Here is a 17,601-nt window from a genome sequence, read left to right on the forward strand (position 1 = left end):
TCGGCGGCTACAGGGTGAGCCGGTAACAGCGGGACGTGCGGCGCGACGCCTCGACGCCCGGGATCAGCGGGGGAGTGGTGTACGTCTCGGCGGGCTCCATGCCGATCCGCCTGGTCACCGCAATGGAACGTTCGTTCCCCTCGACGACCATCGCCATCACCCTGGGTACGCCCACCGCGCGCAGCCGCTCGACCGTCGCGACGGCGGCCGCGGTGGCGTACCCCTTGCCCCAGGCCGCTCGACCGAGCCTCCAGCCGATCTCTATCTCACCCACCGGGCCCCAGTCCCTGGGCCAGGGCTGGGCGCCCGTGAAGCCGATCGGCTCACCGGCCGCGTCGAGCATCGTCCACAGGCAGTAGCCCAGTTCGGCGTCGTGTCTGCGCTGCCGCGCGGTCAGCTCCTCGTACATGGAGAGCTCCGCCGACGTACCGCCGAAGAACTCCATGACCTCGGGGTCGTCGAAGAGCCGGTGCCAGACAAAAGCGTCCTCATGGGTGGGGACGCGCAGCTGCACGGCGGGGAGGTGCAGCGCGGGCTGGGTAGCGGTCTGCTCGGTCACGTGTGTGGCCCTTCGGCTGGCTGATCAGTACCGCCTCATAGACTGCCCATATACCGTGCCGGTCGGCACACAGATTTCGAGCCTTGGGGAGAACCCGCCGTGACCGAGCCCCTCTCCGAACACTCCGCGGACGTGATCGTCGTCGGAGCCGGCCCCGCCGGTTCGACGACGGCGTACTACCTGGCAAAGGCCGGACTCGACGTACTCCTTCTGGAGAAGACCGCGTTCCCGCGGGAGAAGGTCTGCGGTGACGGGCTCACGCCTCGCGCCACCAAGCAGCTGGTGTCCATGGGAATCGACATCTCCGAAGAGGCGGGCTGGCTGCGGAACAAGGGTCTGCGCATCATCGGCGGCGGAGTGCGGCTCCAGCTGGACTGGCCGGAACTCGCCTCCTACCCCGACTACGGCCTCGTACGGAAGCGTGACGACTTCGACGAGCAGCTCGCCCGGCAGGCACAGAAGGCGGGCGCACGCCTGTACGAGCGCTGCAATGTGGGCGAGCCCATCATCGACGACCGGACCGGTTACGTCACCGGAGTGCACGCCAAGATGGGCGAGGAGAAGACCCCGGTCACCTTCCACGCCCCCCTCGTCGTCGCCGCCGACGGCAACTCCTCCCGGATCTCGCTGGCCATGGGGCTGCACCGCCGCGAGGACCGCCCGATGGGCGTCGCGGTCCGCACGTACTTCACCTCGCCCCGCCACGACGACGACTACCTGGAGTCCTGGCTGGAGCTGTGGGACCGCCGCGGACCCGGCGAGGACCGGCTCCTGCCCGGCTACGGCTGGGTCTTCGGCATGGGCGACGGCACGTCCAACGTCGGCCTCGGCATCCTCAACTCCTCCAAGTCGTTCCGCGAGCTCGACTGGCGCGAGGTCCTCAAGGCCTGGTGCGCCTCGATGCCGGAGGACTGGGGCTACACCCCGGAGAACATGACCACGCCGATCCGCGGCGCCGCCCTGCCGATGGCCTTCAACCGCCAGCCGCACTACACGAAGGGCCTGCTCCTCGTCGGCGACGCGGGCGGCCTGGTGAACCCCTTCAACGGCGAGGGCATCGCGTACGCCATGGAGTCCGGCCAGATCGCGGCGGACGTCATCGCACAGGCACACGCGCGTGCCACCCCCGCCCAGCGCGAACTGGCACTCCAGAACTACCCGAAGACGCTCAAGGAGGTCTACGGCGGCTACTACACGCTCGGCCGCGCCTTCGTGAAGCTCATCGGCAACCCGAAGGTCATGAAGATCGCGACCCAGCGCGGCCTGACCCACCCGATCCTGATGCGGTTCACGCTGAAGATGCTGGCGAACCTCACGGACCCGATGGGCGGCGACGCGATGGACCGCATCATCAACGGCCTGAGCAAGGTGGCACCGAAGGCGTGAGCGTGCCCCATTCGGTGGACCGGGCGCTCGACCTCCTGGAGGCCGTCGCCCGGTCGGCACGTCCCGTCCCCGCCAAGTCCCTCGCCAGGGAGGCGGGCTGTGCCCTGTCGACCGTGTACCACCTGATGGGCCCGCTCGTCGCGCGCGGCCACGTCGACCGCACCCCGCAGGGCTATGTGCTCGGCCCGCGGGTCCCGGCCCTGTACCGCTCCTTCCGCCGGCACACGGGCCTGGACGAGGAGACGTACGGGATGCTGCACGCGGTACGCCGGCTGGCGGGCGCCCACGCGTATCTGAGCGCCCGCCGGGGCGGACGGATCGCGGTCGTCGATTCCACGGCGTCCGCGTACGACGGCGATCCCTTCGAGGTCGGCGTCGACCGGGGCGCGCACGCCACGGCACACGGCAAGGTGCTGCTGGCCTCGCTGGACCGGGCGGCCCGGCGCCGCTATCTGGACGAGCACGGGCTGCCGCGGCTCACCGAGCACACCATCACCAACCCGGACCGCTTCGAGGCCGAGCTGCGCCGGGTGCGCACGGCGGGCGTCGCGGTGTCGGTGGGGGAGACGGACCCGGCCTACACCTGCGTGGCCGTACCGCTGGCGGACGGCGCGCGGGCGCTGTCGGTGTCGCTGCCGACCGAGCGGTTCCGCGGGCGGCGCGGTGAGTTGACGCGGGTCCTGTCCCGGGCGGCGCGGCACGGGATTCCGGCAGCGTCGGAATAGCGGGCGGCCCGGCTTGCCGGACACGCCGGACGGGCGGACGCTGGCCGCATGATTTTCATCGCCGTCAAGTTCACCGTCCGCCCTGAGCACAGCGACAGCTGGATCGAGCGGACCGCCGCATTCACCGCCGCCACGCGCGCGGAGCCGGGCAACCTCTTCTTCGAGTGGTCCCGCTCCGTCGAGGACCCGAACCAGTTCGTGCTCCTGGAGGGCTTCGCCGACGGGGACGCGGGCGCCGCGCACGTCAATTCCGACCACTTCAAGGCCGGCCTGGAGACGATGGGCGAGCTCATCGCCACCGTGCCGCAGATCGTGAACACCGAGATCGAGGGCTCCGGTTGGTCCGCGATGGCGGAGCTGACGCCCAAGGACGCGTGACGAACGCGTGCCGATGGCGCGTGACCAACGCGTGCCGATGGTGTGAAGAACGGCCCAGGAGCCGTTTCAGAGCGCACTGAGGGCCGGAACCCCACCAGGGGGGTTCCGGCCCTCGTTCGTGGCTCTAAGAGGCCGTCAGAGGACGCGCACGGCGCCCGAGGCCGGGTAGCCCGACAGGTCCTGGATGACAACGCCCTTGCTGGGGTTGGCGGCGTCCAGGTACTGGCCGTTCCCGATGTACACACCCACGTGGTACGCGGAGCCCTTGCCGCCCCAGTACAGGATGTCGCCGACCTGGAGGTTCGAGGTGCCGACCTCGGTGCCCATCGTCGACTGGTCCTGCGAGACGCGCGGAAGGTCCACGCCCGCCTGCTTGAACGCGGCCTGCACGAGGCTGGAGCAGTCCCAGGCGTTCGGGCCCGAGGCACCCATCACGTACGCGTCACCGAGCTGCGCCTTGAGGAAGCCGATGACCGCGCCGACGCTGCCGCTGGCCGGGGCGACCGAGTCCGATGCGGTGGAGGCGGAACCGGAAGCCGAACCGGAGGAGGACTGCGTCGAGAGCGTGGTGCGCTCGGTGGAGCGGGAGGCCCGCTCCTCATCGGCCTTCTTCTTCGCGGCGGCCGCGGCCTTGCGCTCGGCCTCGGCCTTCTTCTCGGCCTTCGCCTGGTCTTCCTTGGCCTGCTTGGCGGCCTTGGCGGCGGCCGCGTCCTGCTCGGCGCGCGACTCGTAGGTGTCGGCGGCCTGCTGGGTGGCGTCCGCCGACTGGGCGATCTGTGCGGACAGATCGGTGGTGAGCGTGGGCATTTCGATGGTCTCGGACACCGGCTCGGCCGCGTTCGCCGTACCGGCCGCCGCGGCCACTGCCAGGGTGCTGAGGACGCCACCGGCAACTCCGGCGCGCAGCGCAATCTTGGAGGCGCTGCGACGGGGCTTCCGGTGGCTGGGTATGTGAGCGGTGTGGGACATGAGAACAACCGCTATCAGGGACTCACGGTTCCCTTCAAGAAACGTGTGCTGCGCCACAGTTGTGGATTTCGGCCCTGAATCCCGGGCGTGTCGCTCCTTATTGACGCCGTAACGGGCAATGCGGACAGCGGTGATCACGCCTGTGATCATGGGTTTTCTGCGATACGCCCGAATTGCCCGCGGTCTACCACCCGTTGAGTCCGTTGGCCAAGCCCGGCTTATTCGGGGAAGTCGCCTCTGTGGCGCAGGTCACACGGCGACCCCCTCGGGGATCTCCCTGAGACCTCGCCGATACCTCCCTGAGATCTCCTGCGGTTTTCGGCACCTCTGGACCCGGGAAGCGGCCGCCGGCTTCACGGGGGGTGCCCGCCGCTCGTGAATCGGCGCACGCGTCCACATCGGTCCGCGCCTCTGCCGCCAAAGTGTGAACGCGGCTCCTCTACCAAGTGATCGCGTCCAGCGCCAATTTGCTTGCAGTGGCCATCTCTTGATAGAGCGACACCCCTTCGACCAGGGGTGACGCGCTGAGATGTCACCTCTAGTGATCACTCAGGCGCTTCGCGTACGAAGATCACCGCTCATCCGACTTCATGATCCTTCGTCAGGTGGTGGAGATCACAAAGCCGTTGTCGCACCCCGTGTCGCAGATCACAGACCGGCAGGCATAGGATGCGGGGCAGTTGGGCTTGTGACCTGCTTCACATGTAAGCGATCTTCGATGGGAATCGGGGCTCGGTGATGCGAATCGGGGCGCCGGTCCGACGCAACCGCCAACAGTCAGTGCCGACTGAGAGGAGCGAGGAGCGTGAACGCCTATGCGCCCATCCTCGTGCTGGGAGCCCTCGGGGCAGGCTTTGCGATCTTCTCCGTGGTCATGGCCACGCTTATCGGTCCAAAGCGGTACAACCGCGCGAAGCTAGAGGCCTATGAGTGCGGCATCGAGCCGACGCCGACGCCGGCAGGCGGCGGGCGATTCCCCATCAAGTACTACCTGACGGCGATGCTCTTCATCGTCTTCGACATCGAGATCGTCTTCCTCTATCCCTGGGCCGTCACCTTCGACGCGCTGGGGATTTTCGGGCTCGTGGAGATGCTGCTCTTCGTGCTCACCGTCTTTGTCGCCTACGCGTACGTATGGCGGCGCGGCGGCCTGGAATGGGACTAAGGGTCTGAGGGGTCAAAGAGCATGGGACTCGAAGAGAAACTGCCGAGCGGATTTCTGCTGACCACCGTCGAGCAGGCCGCGGGCTGGATGCGGAAGTCGTCCGTCTTCCCCGCCACGTTCGGCCTCGCCTGCTGCGCCATCGAGATGATGACGACCGGCGCCGGGCGGTACGACATGGCGCGCTTCGGCATGGAGGTCTTCCGCGGTTCGCCGCGCCAGGCCGACCTGATGATCGTGGCGGGCCGGGTGAGCCAGAAGATGGCGCCGGTGCTGCGGCAGGTCTATGACCAGATGCCCAATCCCAAGTGGGTGATTTCCATGGGGGTTTGCGCTTCATCGGGCGGAATGTTCAACAATTACGCGATTGTGCAGGGTGTGGACCATGTCGTCCCGGTCGACATCTATTTGCCGGGCTGTCCGCCGCGCCCCGAGATGCTGCTGGACGCGATCCTCAAGCTCCACGAGAAGATCCAGAACACCAAGCTCGGCGTGAACGCGGAAGAAGCGGCCCGTGAGGCGGAGGAGGCGGCCCTCAAGGCGCTCCCCACCATCGAGATGAAGGGGCTGCTGCGGTGAGCGACGCACCCGACCCGCACCACGAGCACCTGAGCGGCAGCGGCGTCCCCGCGCCGCGCGACGAGGCCGGCGAGGTCATCGGCGTACGCAGGGGCATGTTCGGCGCCGGAGACGGCGGCGACACGTCCGGCTACGGCGGCCTGGTGCGGACCATCGCGCTGCCCGGCGCCTCCGCGCGTCCCTACGGCGGCTGGTTCGACGAGACGGCCGACGAACTGGAGGGCGCCCTGGAGGAACAGGGCCTCCTCCCGGAGAACGCGATCGAGAAGACCGTCGTCGACCGCGACGAGATCACCTTCCACATCGCGCGCGAGCACCTCGTCCGCGTCGCCCAGACCCTGCGCGACGACCCGGCCCTGCGCTTCGAGCTCTGCACCGGCGTGAGCGGAGTGCACTTCCCCGGGGACAAGGGCCGCGAGCTGCACGCCGTCTACCACCTGCGCTCGATCACCCACAACCGGCTGATCCGGCTCGAAGTCGCCGTGCCCGACGCCGACCCGCACCTGCCCTCACTGGTCCCGGTCTATCCGACCAACGACTGGCACGAGCGCGAGGCGTACGACTTCTTCGGCCTCGTCTTCGACGGCCACCCGGCGCTCACGCGGATCATGATGCCGGACGACTGGCAGGGCTTCCCGCAGCGCAAGGACTACCCCCTCGGCGGCATCCCCGTCGAGTACAAGGGCGCCCAGATCCCGGCTCCGGACCAGCGGAGGTCGTACACCTGATGAGCACTTCACATGCATCCGCCCGGGAGACGACCGAGGGGACTGTATATACAGTCACCGGCGGCGACTGGGACGAGGTCGTCCAGTCCGCGGCCAAGGCCGACGACGAGCGCATCATCGTCAACATGGGGCCGCAGCACCCGTCCACGCACGGCGTGCTCCGGCTCATCCTGGAGATCGAGGGCGAGACGGTCACCGAAGCCCGCTGCGGCATCGGCTATCTGCACACCGGCATCGAGAAGAACCTCGAATTCCGGACGTGGACGCAGGGCACGACCTTCGTCACGCGCATGGATTACCTGACCCCGTTCTTCAACGAGACGGCGTACTGCCTCGGCGTCGAGAAGCTGCTCGGCATCGAGGGGCAGATCCCGGACCGCGCCTCGGTCATCCGCGTCCTCCTCATGGAACTCAACCGCCTCTCCTCCCATCTGGTGTGCATCGCCACCGGCGGCATGGAGCTCGGCGCGACGACGATCATGATCTACGGATTCCGTGATCGTGAACTCGTTCTCGACCTCTTCGAACTCATCACCGGTCTGCGGATGAACCACGCGTACGTCCGGCCCGGCGGGCTCGCCCAGGACCTGCCGCCCGGCACGGTCGACCAGCTGCGTGAGTTCGTGAAGACGATGAAGAAGAACATCCCGGAGTACGACAAGCTCGCCACCGGGAACCCCATCTTCAAGGCCCGCATGCAGGACGTCGGCTATCTCGACCTCGCCGGCTGCATGGCGCTCGGCGCCACGGGCCCGGTCCTGCGCTCGGCGGGCCTCCCGCACGACCTGCGCAAGACCCAGCCCTACTGCGGCTACGAGAACTACGAGTTCGACATCCCGACCGCCGACACCTGCGACTCCTACGGCCGCTTCCTGATCCGCCTCGAGGAGATGCGGCAGTCGCTGCGCATCATCGAGCAGTGCATCGACCGGCTCGCCCCCGGACCCGTCATGGTCGAGGACAAGAAGATCGCCTGGCCCGCCCAACTGGCCCTCGGCCCCGACGGCCTGGGCAACTCGCTCGACCACATCAAGAAGATCATGGGCACCTCCATGGAGTCCCTCATCCACCACTTCAAGCTGGTGACCGAGGGCTTCCGGGTGCCGCCCGGACAGACGTACACCGCGGTCGAGTCGCCCAAGGGCGAGCTCGGCGTGCACGTCGTCTCCGACGGGGGCACCCGCCCCTACCGGGTCCACTTCCGCGACCCGTCCTTCACCAACCTCCAGGCCATGGCGGCGATGTGCGAGGGCGGCCAGGTCGCCGACGTCATCGTCGCCGTCGCGTCCATCGACCCCGTGATGGGAGGCGTCGACCGGTGACCACCACTCCTTCGGAGAAGAGCGCGGGCGTCAGCCTGGGCATGCCCCAACTCCCCGCCCCCGACTACCCGGCCGACGTGCGCGCCCGCCTCGAGACGGACGCCAAGGAGGTCATCGCCCGCTACCCGGGATCCCGGTCGGCGCTCCTCCCGCTGCTCCACCTGGTGCAGTCCGAGGAAGGCCACGTCACGCGCACGGGCATGCGATTCTGCGCCGAGATGCTGGGTCTGACCACGGCCGAGGTCACGGCCGTCGCGACCTTCTACACCATGTACCGGCGCAACCCCTCCGGCGACTACCAGGTCGGCGTCTGCACCAACACGCTGTGCGCCGTCATGGGTGGCGACGCGATCTTCGACGAGCTCAAGCAGCACCTCGGCGTCGGCAACGACGAGACGACCGAGGACGGCAAGATCACCCTCGAGCACATCGAGTGCAACGCCGCCTGCGACTTCGCCCCCGTGGTGATGGTCAACTGGGAGTTCTTCGACAACCAGACCCCCGAGTCCGCCAAGCGGCTCGTGGACGACCTGCGCGCAGGCGTGCCGGTCGAGCCCACCCGCGGTGCGCCCCTGTGCACGTACAAGGAAACCGCCCGGATCCTCGCGGGCTTTCCCGACGAGCGGCCCGGCGCCGTCGAGGCGACCGGCGGCGCGGGCCCCGCCTCACTGATCGGCCTGCGCCTGGCCAAGGGCGAGGTGCCGCAGCCGCGCGTGGTCCACCCGCGCGCGGGAGGCCCCCAGGACGAAGCGCCGGCCGAGCACCTCAGCTCGCACGACGCACCACAGCAGACCTCGGCATCCGACCCGGCCCACCCGGCAGGACCGACGGCCGAGGAGGGGGAGTGATGACCTTGGCAGCCGAGATCAACAACGAGACCAGCCCGGAGAAGCTGCTCGCCCCGGTCCTTTCGGCCTTCTGGGACGAGGACAAGTCCTGGACGCTGGAGACCTACCGGCGGCACGAAGGGTACGAAGGCCTGCGCAAGGCCCTCGCCATGGACCCGGACGACCTCATCGCCTATGTGAAGGACTCCGGCCTGCGCGGCAGGGGCGGCGCGGGATTCCCCACCGGGATGAAGTGGCAGTTCATCCCGCAGGGCGACGGCAAGCCGCACTATCTAGTTGTCAACGCCGACGAATCGGAGCCCGGGACCTGCAAGGACATCCCGCTCCTCTTCGCCAACCCGCACTCCCTCATCGAGGGAATCGTGATCGCGTGCTACGCGATCAGGTCGTCGCATGCCTTCATCTACCTGCGGGGCGAAGTCGTCCCCGTGCTCCGGCGGTTGCACGAGGCCGTCCGCGAGGCCTACGCGGCGGGCTACCTCGGGAAGAACGTGCTGGGCAGCGGGCTCGATCTGGAACTCACCGTGCACGCGGGCGCGGGCGCGTACATCTGCGGTGAGGAGACCGCGCTGCTCGACTCGCTCGAAGGCCGCCGTGGTCAGCCGCGACTGCGTCCCCCCTTCCCTGCGGTCGCGGGCCTCTACGCATGCCCCACTGTGGTGAACAACGTCGAGTCCATCGCATCCGTTCCCGCGATCCTCCACCGCGGAAAAGACTGGTTCAAGTCGATGGGCAGCGAGAAGTCCCCGGGCTTCACGCTCTACTCGCTCAGCGGCCACGTCACCAACCCCGGCCAGTACGAGGCCCCGCTCGGCATCACGCTGCGCCAGCTGCTCGACATGAGCGGCGGCATGCGGGCCGGACACCGCCTCAAGTTCTGGACACCGGGCGGCTCCTCCACCCCGATGTTCACCGACGAGCACCTCGACGTCCCCCTCGACTACGAGGGCGTCGGCGCCGCCGGATCGATGCTCGGCACCAAGGCGCTCCAGTGCTTCGACGAGACGACGTGCGTCGTGCGGGCCGTCACCCGCTGGACCGAGTTCTACGCCCACGAGTCCTGCGGCAAGTGCACGCCCTGCCGCGAAGGGACGTACTGGCTGGTGCAGTTGCTCCGCGACATCGAGGCCGGCAAGGGCGTCATGGCCGACCTCGACAAGCTGAACGACATCGCCGACAACATCAACGGCAAGTCCTTCTGCGCCCTGGGCGACGGCGCCGCCTCGCCGATCTTCTCCTCACTGAAGTACTTCCGCGCGGAGTACGAGCAGCACATCACCGGCAGGGGATGCCCCTTCGACCCGGCCAAGTCGACTCTCTGGGCCGACAGGCCCGCTGAAAACGCGCAGGTGAACGCATGACAGTGACCACCAACAACGCTCCCTCCGGGGGCGGGGAGGCGGCGGTCCCGCCCGAGGATCTCGTCTCGCTGACCATCGACGGCATCGAGATCAGCGTCCCCAAGGGGACGCTCGTGATCCGCGCCGCCGAACTGCTCGGCATCGAGATCCCGCGGTTCTGCGACCACCCCCTGCTCGACCCGGCGGGCGCCTGCCGCCAGTGCATCGTCGAGGTGGAGGGCCAGCGCAAGCCGATGGCGTCCTGCACCATCACCTGCACCGACGGCATGGTCGTGAAGTCGCAGCTGACCTCTCCCGTCGCGGAGAAGTCCCAGCGCGGCGTGATGGAGCTGCTGCTCATCAACCACCCGCTGGACTGCCCCGTCTGCGACAAGGGCGGCGAGTGCCCGCTGCAGAACCAGGCGATGCAGGTCGGCGACACCGACACCCGCTTCGAGGGCAAGAAGCGGACGTACGAGAAGCCGGTGCCGATCTCCACCCAGGTGCTGCTCGACCGTGAGCGCTGCGTGCTCTGCGCCCGCTGCACCCGGTTCAGCAACCAGATCGCCGGCGACCCGATGATCGAGCTCATCGAGCGGGGCGCCCTCCAGCAGGTCGGCACCGGCGAGGGCGACCCCTTCGAGTCGTACTTCTCCGGGAACACCATCCAGATCTGCCCGGTCGGCGCGCTGACCTCGGCGGCGTATCGCTTCCGCTCCCGGCCCTTCGACCTCGTGTCGTCGCCCTCGGTGTGCGAGCACTGCTCGGGCGGCTGCGCCACGCGCACGGACCACCGGCGCGGCAAGGTCATGCGCCGGCTCGCGGCGGACGACCCCGAGGTCAACGAAGAGTGGATGTGCGACAAGGGCCGCTTCGGCTTCCGGTACGCGCAGCGTCCCGACCGGCTGACCACGCCCCTGGTGCGCAACGCCGCGACGGGTGAGCTCGAACCCGCCAGCTGGCCCGAGGCCCTGGAGATCGCCGCCCGCGGTCTCGCCGCCGCGCGCGGCCGCGCCGGAGTCCTCGTCGGCGGTCGCCTCACCGTGGAGGACGCCTACGCGTACAGCAAGTACGCGCGCGTGGCCCTCGACACGAACGACATCGACTTCCGCGCGCGCGTGCATAGCAGCGAGGAGGCCGACTTCCTCGCGGCACGGGTGGCGGGCCGGGGCCGGGACCTCGACGGCACCGGTGTCACGTACGCCCTCCTGGAGAAGGCGCCCGCCGTCCTGCTCGCCGGGTTCGAGTCCGAGGAGGAGGCGCCCGGCGTCTTCCTGCGGCTGCGCAAGGCCTGGCGCAAGCACGGCCAGCGCACCTACTCCCTCGCGCCGTTCGTGACCCGCGGCCTGGAGAAGGCGGGCGGCACCCTGCTGCCCGCCGCGCCCGGCACCGAGACCGAGTGGCTGGACGCGCTCGCCGCGGGGGTGAGCCTGGAGGCTCCCGGTACCGAGGCCTCCGAGGCGCTGCGCGCCGAGGGCGCCGTCATCGTCGTCGGTGAGCGGCTCGCGGCCGTGCCCGGCGGGCTCACCGCCGCCGTGCGGGCCGCCGCCGCGACCGGCGCCCGGCTCGTCTGGATCCCGCGCAGGGCCGGGGAGCGCGCCGCCATCGAGGCGGGCGCGCTGCCGTCGCTGCTGCCCGGCGGCCGGCCGGCCACCGACCCGCGCGCGCGGGACGAGGTCGCGGCCGCCTGGGGCGTCGCCGAACTCCCGCACCGCTACGGCCGCGACACCGGCCAGATCATCGAGGCCGCCGCGACCGGCGAACTCCGCGCACTCCTGGTGGCGGGTGTCGAGGTCGCCGACCTGCCCGACCCGGCACGCGCGCGTGCGGCACTCGACGAGGTCGGCTTCCTGGTCTCGCTGGAGCTGCGGCCCAGCGAGGTGACCGAGCGGGCCGACGTGGTCCTGCCCGTGGCCGCCGTCGCGGAGAAGCCGGGCACCTTCCTCAACTGGGAGGGCAGGGTGCGAATGTTCGACGCCGCGCTCAAGCCGGACCAGATGACGCGCCGGGTGGCGCCCACCGACGCGCGCGTGCTGCACATGCTCGCCGACGCCGGGGACATCCACCTCGGCCTGCCCGACCTGGTGACCCTGCGCCGCGAGCTGGAGCGGCTCGGCGGCTGGGACGGGCCGCACGCGACGGAGCCCCTGGAGACCGGCGTCCAGCCGCCGCGGCCCGCCGCCGGCGAGGCCGTCCTCGCGGGGCACCGGCTGCTGCTCGACCAGGGCCGCCTCCAGGACGGCGACGAAGCGCTGGCCGGTACGCGGCACGCCGCCCACGCGCGCGTGTCCGCGGCCACCGCCGCGGAGGCGGGGGTGAAGGACGGCGACACGCTGGCCGTCTCCGGGCCGGCGGGCACGACCGAACTCCCGCTGCAGATCACGGTGATGCCCGACCGCGTGGTCTGGCTGCCGCTGAACTCGACCGGGGGAGGCGTCCTGTCGGACACCGGCGCCCGCCCCGGCGACCTCGTCCGCATCGGCCCGGCGGTCCTGCCGGAGCCCACTGAGGCCCCGGAGGTGACGTCGTGAGGCACACCCTGGTGCCGCTTGCGGCGGAAGACCTGTCCATGTTCGGCCGCGACCCCTGGTGGCTGGTCGCCTTCAAGGCGGTCTTCTGCTTCGCGTTCCTGATGGTGACGGTTCTCTTCGCCATCGTGTGGGAGCGCAAGGTCGTCGCCTGGATGCAGCTGCGCATCGGCCCCAACCGGAACGGCCCCTGGGGTCTGCTGCAGTCCCTCGCGGACGGCGTCAAGCTGATGCTCAAGGAAGACGTGATCGTCAAGCGCGCGGACAAGGTGGTCTACGTCCTCGCCCCGGTCGTCGCCGCGATCCCGGCCTTCATGGCGATCGCGGTGATCCCGTTCGGGCCCGCGGGCAACGAAGTCTCGATCTTCGGCCAGCGCACCACGATGCAGCTCACCGACCTGCCGATCGCGATGCTGTACATCCTCGCGGTCGCCTCGGTCGGCATCTACGGCATCGTGCTCGCGGGCTGGAGCTCCGGCTCGACGTACCCGCTCCTCGGCGGCCTGCGCTCCTGCGCGCAGATGATCTCCTACGAGATCGCGATGGGCGCGGCCTTCGCCTCCGTCTTCCTCTACTCGGGGTCGATGTCGACGTCGACGATCGTCGAGGCGCAGGCCGACCGCTGGTACGTACTGCTCCTGCCGGTGTCGTTCCTGATCTACATCGTGACGATGATCGGCGAGACGAACCGCGCGCCGTTCGACATGCCGGAGTCCGAGGGCGACCTCGTCGGTGGCTTCAACACCGAGTACTCCTCCATCAAGTTCGCGATGTTCATGCTCGCCGAGTACATCAACATGGTCACCGTCTCGGCGGTGTCGGTCACGCTCTTCCTGGGAGGCTGGCGGGCGCCGTATCCGATCAGCACGTTCTGGGAGGGCGCGAACCACGGCTGGTGGCCGATGCTCTGGTTCGTGATCAAGGTCCAGCTGCTGCTGTTCTTCTTCATCTGGCTGCGCGGCTCGCTGCCCCGCGTCCGCTACGACCAGCTGATGAAGCTCGGCTGGAAGGTCCTGATCCCGGTCTCGGTCGTCTGGCTGATGCTCGTGGCCACGGTCAGGGCGATGCGGAACGAGGACTACGAATTCACCTCGATCGCGCTCTATGTGGGCGGCGGGGTCATCGCCCTGCTGTTGCTCTCCGTGGTCGTCGACATCTTCCGCGACAAGCGGGAGAAGGAAGCCGCCGCCGAGGAGGAGAAGCCGGTCGCCTTCGACCCGATGGCGGGCGGATTCCCTGTTCCGCCGCTGCCCGGCCAGAGCCTGCCACCCGTCCCGCGCCGCCGCCCGCGCCATGAGCGGGAGCTGATTGTCAGTGGTGGCCCGGATACTCAAAGTGACGGAACCCGAAGTGACGGAAAGGAGGCGTCCGATGGCTGAGTCGAACCAGGAGTCGCACGACCCGAACCAATCGAAGCAGGGGTTCCAGAACCCTGTCGCGGGCTTCGGCGTGACCTTCAAGGCCATGTTCAAGAAGCGGCTGACCGAGCAGTATCCGGAGCAGCAGAAGACCACCGCTCCCCGCTTCCACGGCAGGCACCAGCTGAACCGCCATCCGGACGGCCTGGAGAAGTGCGTCGGCTGTGAGCTCTGCGCCTGGGCCTGTCCCGCGGACGCCATCTATGTGGAGGGCGCGGACAACACGGACGAGGAAAGGTATTCGCCCGGCGAGAGGTACGGCCGGGTCTACCAGATCAACTACGCCCGCTGCATCCTGTGCGGCCTGTGCATCGAGGCGTGCCCCACGCGCGCGCTGACGATGACGAACCAGTTCGAGCTGGCCGACAGCAGCCGCGAGAACCTCATCTACACCAAGGAGCAGCTGCTCGCCGGTCTGGAAGAGGGCATGGTCGACTCGCCGCACGCGATCTACCCGGGCATGGACGAGCAGGACTACTACCGGGGCCTGGTGACCGAGGCGGCGCCGGGGACGGTGCCCCAGGTCGCGCTCTCCAAGGGTGAGACGCCGCAGGAGGCCGCCGCGGACTTCGGGGACGGCGAGCCGGCGTCGGAGAAGGTGGTCGGCCGATGACGCAGCTCGCCGCCTATTCGACCTCCACCGGCGAGGCCTTCCAGTTCTGGGTGCTCGGCACGGTCGCGGTGATCGGCGCCCTGTGCACCATCCTCATGAAGAAGGCCGTGCACAGCGCGCTCTGCCTGGCCGGAACCATGATCATCCTCGCGGTGTTCTACCTGGCCAACGGCGCGTACTTCCTGGGCATCGTCCAGATCGTCGTCTACACCGGCGCGATCATGATGCTCTTCCTCTTCGTGGTCATGCTCGTCGGCGTCACCGCCGCCGACTCCCTGACGGAGACCGTCAAGGGACAGCGCTGGCTGGCCCTCCTCTGCGGGCTCGGCTTCGCGGTGCTGCTCTTCGCGGGCATCGGGAACGCCTCGGTGAAGGAGTTCAACGGCCTCACCAAGGCGAACTCCGGAGGCAATGTGGAGGGCCTCGCCGGGCTCATCTTCACCAAGTACGTCTTCGCCTTCGAGATCACCGGCGCCCTGCTCATCACGGCGACGGTCGGCGCGATGGTGCTCACCCACCGCGAGCGCACGGAGCGCGCCAAGACGCAGCGCGAGCTCTCCGAGGAGCGCGTGCGCGAGGGCAAGCACCTGCCGCCGCTCCCCGCCCCGGGTGTCTACGCCCGGCACAACGCCGTGGACATCGCGGGCCTGCTTCCCGACGGCACCCCGTCGGAGCTCACGGTCAACAAGACGCTGCGCGAGCGCGGCCAGATCCGCGACGTGTCGCGCGAGGCGCTGGACGACCTGCGCGCCCTCGAACAGCGTTCCACCGACCGGCTGGAGCGGCCCGACCTGCGGAGCGACGACATCGGGCGGACCGAGGAGGCGTCGAAGTGAACCCCGTCAACTACCTGTATCTGGCCGCCCTGTTGTTCACGATCGGCGCGACCGGCGTGCTCATCAGGCGGAACGCGATCGTGGTGTTCATGTGCATCGAGCTCATGCTCAACGCCTGCAACCTCGCGTTCGTGGCCTTCTCCCGGATGCACGGCAACCTCGACGGCCAGATCATCGCGTTCTTCACGATGGTCGTCGCCGCCGCGGAGGTCGTGGTCGGGCTCGCGATCATCGTGTCGCTGTTCCGTTCCCGCCACTCGGCCTCGGTCGACGACGCCAGCCTGATGAAGCTCTGAGGGGTCGCTGAATCGTGGAGAACTTGATTGCGCTGCTCGTCGCGGCGCCGCTGCTCGGAGCGGCCGTACTGCTGTGCGGCGGCCGGGCACTGGACCGCGCGGGCCACTGGCTCGGCACGCTGCTCGCGGCCGCCTCCTTCGTCGTCGCCGTCGTGCTGTTCACCGACATGCTGGGCAAGGGCGCCGAAGAGCGCTCGCTGTCGCAGCACCTGTTCAGCTGGATCCCCGTCGAGGGCTTCCAGGCGGACGTCGCCTTCCAGCTCGACCAGCTGTCGATGACGTTCGTCCTGCTGATCTCCGGTGTGGGCACGCTCATCCACATCTATTCCATCGGGTACATGGAGCACGACGAGCGGCGCCGCCGCTTCTTCGGCTACCTGAACCTCTTCCTCGCGGCGATGCTCCTCCTGGTCCTCGCCGACAACTACCTCCTCCTGTACGTCGGATGGGAGGGCGTCGGCCTCGCCTCGTACCTCCTGATCGGCTTCTGGCAGCACAAGCCCAGCGCGGCCACCGCCGCGAAGAAGGCCTTCCTGGTCAACCGCGTCGGTGACGTGGGCCTTTCGATCGCCATCATGCTGATGTTCACCACCTTCGGGACCTTCGCCTTCGGGCCCGTCCTGGAGGCCACGGGTGAGACGTCGGAGGGCAAGCTCACCGCCATCGGCCTGATGCTGTTGCTCGCCGCCTGCGGCAAGTCCGCGCAGGTGCCGCTGCAGTCCTGGCTGGGCGACGCGATGGAGGGCCCGACCCCGGTCTCGGCCCTGATCCACGCCGCCACGATGGTGACCGCGGGTGTGTATCTGATCGTCCGCTCCGGCGAGATCTTCAACGCCGCCCCGGACGCCCAGCTGGTCGTGACCATCGTCGGAGCGGTCACGCTGCTGTTCGGTGCGATCGTCGGTTGCGCGAAGGACGACATCAAGAAGGCCCTCGCCGGCTCGACGATGTCCCAGATCGGCTACATGATCCTCGCCGCGGGCCTCGGCCCCATCGGCTACGTCTTCGCGATCATGCACCTGGTCACGCACGGCTTCTTCAAGGCCGGTCTCTTCCTCGGTGCCGGTTCGGTCATGCACGGCATGAACGACGAGGTCGACATGCGGAAGTACGGCGGCCTCAGGAAGTACATGCCGGTCACCTTCGTGACCTTCGGCCTCGGCTATCTGGCGATCATCGGCTTCCCCGGTCTTTCCGGCTTCTTCTCCAAGGACAAGATCATCGAAGCGGCGTTCGCCAAGGGCGGCACTGAGGGCTGGATCCTCGGCTCGGTGGCGCTCCTGGGCGCGGCCATCACCGCGTACTACATGACGCGCGTGATGCTCATGACGTTCTTCGGTGAGAAGCGGTGGCAGCCGGATGCGGAAGGCAACGAACCGCACCCGCACGAGTCCCCGAAGTCCATGACGATCCCGATGATCGTGCTCGCCTTCGGGTCGGTGTTCGCGGGTGGCTTCTTCAGCATCGGCGACCGCTTCATGCACTGGCTCGAGCCGGTCACCCACCACGACCACGGCGACTCGCCGCTGAGCGCGGCCACGGTCACCGGCGCCACCATGGTGGTCCTGCTCATCGGTGTGGCCCTCGCCTACGTCCAGTACGGCCGTCGGCCCGTCCCGGTGACCGCCCCGCGCGGCTCGGTGCTCACCCGCGCCGCCCGTCGCGACCTCCTCCAGGACGACTTCAACCACGTCGTCCTGGTCCGCGGCGGCGAGCACCTCACGCGGTCCCTGGTCTACGTCGACCACACCCTGGTCGACGGGGTCGTCAACGGCACGGCGGCCTCGATGGGCGGCCTCTCCGGCCGCCTGCGCAAACTGCAGAACGGCTACGCCCGCTCCTACGCGGTCTCGATGTTCGGCGGCGCTGCGGTGCTCATCGCCGCGACCCTGCTGATGAGGGCGGTCTGATACC

At 68.9% G+C, this 17,601-nt stretch carries 17 protein-coding genes; 15 read left to right on the plus strand and 2 right to left on the minus strand.

Annotated elements, in window-relative coordinates; genetic code table 11:
- Positions 1-7 precede the first annotated feature (7 nt).
- The gene (locus tag ACH4D5_RS08650) at positions 8-559 is read right to left on the minus strand and encodes a GNAT family N-acetyltransferase (RefSeq protein WP_398300059.1); all 552 of its coding nucleotides are present in this window, start codon (positions 557-559) and stop codon (positions 8-10) included.
- A 99-nt stretch (positions 560-658) separates the two neighbouring features.
- Between ACH4D5_RS08650 and ACH4D5_RS08655 the strand changes: the two genes are divergently transcribed.
- From ACH4D5_RS08655 to ACH4D5_RS08665, 3 genes are read left to right on the plus strand one after another with little or no spacing between them, the layout of a single operon-like run.
- Complete coding sequence (locus tag ACH4D5_RS08655) at positions 659-1,945, plus strand: geranylgeranyl reductase family protein (RefSeq protein ID WP_398300061.1); 1,287 nt, start codon at positions 659-661, stop codon at positions 1,943-1,945.
- Positions 1,942-2,670, plus strand: a complete 729-nt coding sequence (locus ACH4D5_RS08660; RefSeq protein ID WP_398300063.1) for an IclR family transcriptional regulator — start codon at positions 1,942-1,944, stop codon at positions 2,668-2,670. The genes ACH4D5_RS08655 and ACH4D5_RS08660 overlap by 4 nt, the downstream gene beginning before the upstream one ends.
- A gap of 48 nt (positions 2,671-2,718) precedes the next feature.
- Positions 2,719-3,048: a putative quinol monooxygenase gene (locus ACH4D5_RS08665; RefSeq protein ID WP_398300065.1), complete on the plus strand. Its 330-nt coding sequence runs from the start codon at positions 2,719-2,721 to the stop codon at positions 3,046-3,048.
- A gap of 135 nt (positions 3,049-3,183) precedes the next feature.
- Here the strand turns inward: ACH4D5_RS08665 and ACH4D5_RS08670 are convergent, their stop codons facing one another.
- A complete protein-coding gene (locus ACH4D5_RS08670; protein WP_398300067.1) occupies positions 3,184-4,017 on the minus strand; it encodes a C40 family peptidase in 834 nt (277 codons plus the stop codon).
- Between the two features lie 805 nt (positions 4,018-4,822).
- Between ACH4D5_RS08670 and ACH4D5_RS08675 the strand changes: the two genes are divergently transcribed.
- From ACH4D5_RS08675 to nuoL, 12 genes are read left to right on the plus strand one after another with little or no spacing between them, the layout of a single operon-like run.
- Positions 4,823-5,182 (plus strand): NADH-quinone oxidoreductase subunit A, encoded by a 360-nt coding sequence (locus ACH4D5_RS08675; protein ID WP_003992243.1) that lies wholly within the window; start codon positions 4,823-4,825, stop codon positions 5,180-5,182.
- Between the two features lie 21 nt (positions 5,183-5,203).
- Positions 5,204-5,758 (plus strand): NADH-quinone oxidoreductase subunit B family protein, encoded by a 555-nt coding sequence (locus tag ACH4D5_RS08680; RefSeq protein WP_355803993.1) that lies wholly within the window; start codon positions 5,204-5,206, stop codon positions 5,756-5,758.
- Complete coding sequence (locus ACH4D5_RS08685; RefSeq protein WP_398300069.1) at positions 5,755-6,486, plus strand: NADH-quinone oxidoreductase subunit C; 732 nt, start codon at positions 5,755-5,757, stop codon at positions 6,484-6,486. The genes ACH4D5_RS08680 and ACH4D5_RS08685 overlap by 4 nt, the downstream gene beginning before the upstream one ends.
- Positions 6,486-7,808 carry an NADH-quinone oxidoreductase subunit D gene (locus ACH4D5_RS08690; RefSeq protein WP_398300071.1) on the plus strand — a complete coding sequence of 441 codons (1,323 nt, stop codon included), beginning with the start codon at positions 6,486-6,488 and terminating at the stop codon, positions 7,806-7,808. Before ACH4D5_RS08685 ends, ACH4D5_RS08690 begins: the two co-directional genes overlap by 1 nt.
- On the plus strand, positions 7,805-8,656 hold the full coding sequence (gene nuoE, locus ACH4D5_RS08695) for an NADH-quinone oxidoreductase subunit NuoE (protein ID WP_398300073.1): 852 nt from the start codon (positions 7,805-7,807) through the stop codon (positions 8,654-8,656). The genes ACH4D5_RS08690 and nuoE overlap by 4 nt, the downstream gene beginning before the upstream one ends.
- Positions 8,656-10,017, plus strand: coding sequence for an NADH-quinone oxidoreductase subunit NuoF (nuoF, locus tag ACH4D5_RS08700; protein WP_398300075.1), 1,362 nt, complete (start codon positions 8,656-8,658; stop codon positions 10,015-10,017). Before nuoE ends, nuoF begins: the two co-directional genes overlap by 1 nt.
- Positions 10,014-12,527 carry an NADH-quinone oxidoreductase subunit G gene (locus ACH4D5_RS08705; protein WP_398300076.1) on the plus strand — a complete coding sequence of 838 codons (2,514 nt, stop codon included), beginning with the start codon at positions 10,014-10,016 and terminating at the stop codon, positions 12,525-12,527. Before nuoF ends, ACH4D5_RS08705 begins: the two co-directional genes overlap by 4 nt.
- Positions 12,528-12,565: 38 nt before the next feature.
- Positions 12,566-13,903 carry an NADH-quinone oxidoreductase subunit NuoH gene (gene nuoH, locus ACH4D5_RS08710; RefSeq protein WP_398301386.1) on the plus strand — a complete coding sequence of 446 codons (1,338 nt, stop codon included), beginning with the start codon at positions 12,566-12,568 and terminating at the stop codon, positions 13,901-13,903.
- Positions 13,896-14,555 (plus strand): NADH-quinone oxidoreductase subunit NuoI, encoded by a 660-nt coding sequence (nuoI, locus tag ACH4D5_RS08715; RefSeq protein ID WP_398300078.1) that lies wholly within the window; start codon positions 13,896-13,898, stop codon positions 14,553-14,555. The genes nuoH and nuoI overlap by 8 nt, the downstream gene beginning before the upstream one ends.
- A complete protein-coding gene (locus ACH4D5_RS08720; RefSeq protein ID WP_398300080.1) occupies positions 14,552-15,391 on the plus strand; it encodes an NADH-quinone oxidoreductase subunit J in 840 nt (279 codons plus the stop codon). Before nuoI ends, ACH4D5_RS08720 begins: the two co-directional genes overlap by 4 nt.
- A complete protein-coding gene (nuoK, locus tag ACH4D5_RS08725; protein WP_003974374.1) occupies positions 15,388-15,687 on the plus strand; it encodes an NADH-quinone oxidoreductase subunit NuoK in 300 nt (99 codons plus the stop codon). The genes ACH4D5_RS08720 and nuoK overlap by 4 nt, the downstream gene beginning before the upstream one ends.
- Before the next feature lie 14 nt (positions 15,688-15,701).
- On the plus strand, positions 15,702-17,597 hold the full coding sequence (gene nuoL, locus ACH4D5_RS08730; RefSeq protein WP_398300082.1) for an NADH-quinone oxidoreductase subunit L: 1,896 nt from the start codon (positions 15,702-15,704) through the stop codon (positions 17,595-17,597).
- The last annotated feature ends 4 nt before the right edge of the window (positions 17,598-17,601 follow it).

It is taken from the genome of Streptomyces sp. NPDC018029 (assembly GCF_044327655.1).
In the GTDB taxonomy this organism is placed as follows: Bacteria; Actinomycetota; Actinomycetes; order Streptomycetales; family Streptomycetaceae; genus Streptomyces.